Raw genomic sequence first — 1,193 nt, forward strand, 5'->3', positions numbered from 1 at the left:
AGCCGTTTGGGGCGGAAGTGGAGAAGAAGTTTGGTTAGAGGCCGATAGCTGATTTTAAAAATTTGACGAGGGTGTCGGCAGCGATGGCATTAATGGCATTTGTTGTGAGTGTGCTTAATGCAGTGTCTTTGATTTTCCCTAATTCTTTTTTCAGCCAGCTTTTTTCTGAATCAGAAATCTCTGCTTGGTCTATTTTTGCCGCAATTAAAGCCTGAATAGTGTCGCTGTGTAGTTTGACTGTGACAACACCAAGAATGGCGGATAGGCCGCCATCATCGGTAAGGAAGTCTATGCCCTTATGATTAATCTTGCAGTCAAAATTTTTATGAAGTGAATCTATCGAAGTAATTTCAATTAAACCAGATTCTTCTAAGTAATAAATATTTTTTAAAAAATATTGGAATTCATCTGATTGTAAAGTTGCTAGGTGTTGACTTTGAATTTCGCAACCAAGGGTCAAAGCCAAGTCCAATCCTTGTTTATCAACAGGGATGTTAGAAGTAATAGGTAAAGCACTATTATGGAAAATAGAGTTATACACCTTGATTGCTTTTAGGCAGTTCGGGTAATTATTACTTAAGGCTCGTAAGATTTTTTCCTGAATACCTCTATTTAACCAGTTCATAAATTATTCCTCATGAAAACAAAAGAATTCCTCAAATCCCTTGCCGAACTGGCCGCCAGTTTGCGCCAAGTCATCGAAGCGGAAGTGGACGGCTTTGATGCGTCGCCAAAGGCTATTGCTGCACGCCGTGCCAAGGTATTTGACCCGGTAGGCGGTTACGAATATTTCGTAAATACCTACTTCCCCCATTATATCCGCTCGCCTGAGAAATCCGAACTGCATGCGTTTTTATTCAGCCGTCTGCCGGAGATTATCCGCTCCCTCAAAGGGGAAAATGAGGCGGTGGGTGCGCCGCGCGGCGAGGGTAAATCGACGCAGGTTACCCAGCTGTTTACGCTGTGGTGTATCGTGACCGGCCAAAAACATTATGCCGTTATTGTGATGGACAGCATAGACCAGGCATATCCAATGCTCGAAGCCATCAAGGCGGAATTGGAATTTAATCCGCGCCTGAAAACCGACTTCCCGGAAGTATGCGGACAAGGCCGTGTATGGCAGGTCGGTACGATTGTGACGGCCAATGACGTTAAGGTACAAGTGGCCGGTAGCGGTAAAAAGCTGCGCGGTT

General features: G+C 44.3%; 1 protein-coding gene and 1 pseudogene. One reads left to right on the plus strand and one right to left on the minus strand.

Annotated features, from left to right (window positions below):
* Positions 1 to 34 precede the first annotated feature (34 nt).
* Entirely contained in the window at positions 35 to 625 is a 591-nt protein-coding gene (locus HMPREF2871_RS07020) for a hypothetical protein (protein WP_049344568.1), read from the minus strand.
* A 12-nt stretch (positions 626 to 637) separates the two neighbouring features.
* Between HMPREF2871_RS07020 and HMPREF2871_RS07025 the strand changes: the two are divergent.
* Positions 638 to 1,193: pseudogene (locus tag HMPREF2871_RS07025) on the plus strand (hypothetical protein); the annotation flags it as partial.

The organism is Neisseria sp. HMSC067G12 (genome assembly GCF_001812725.1).
Taxonomy (GTDB): Bacteria; Pseudomonadota; Gammaproteobacteria; order Burkholderiales; family Neisseriaceae; genus Neisseria; species Neisseria perflava.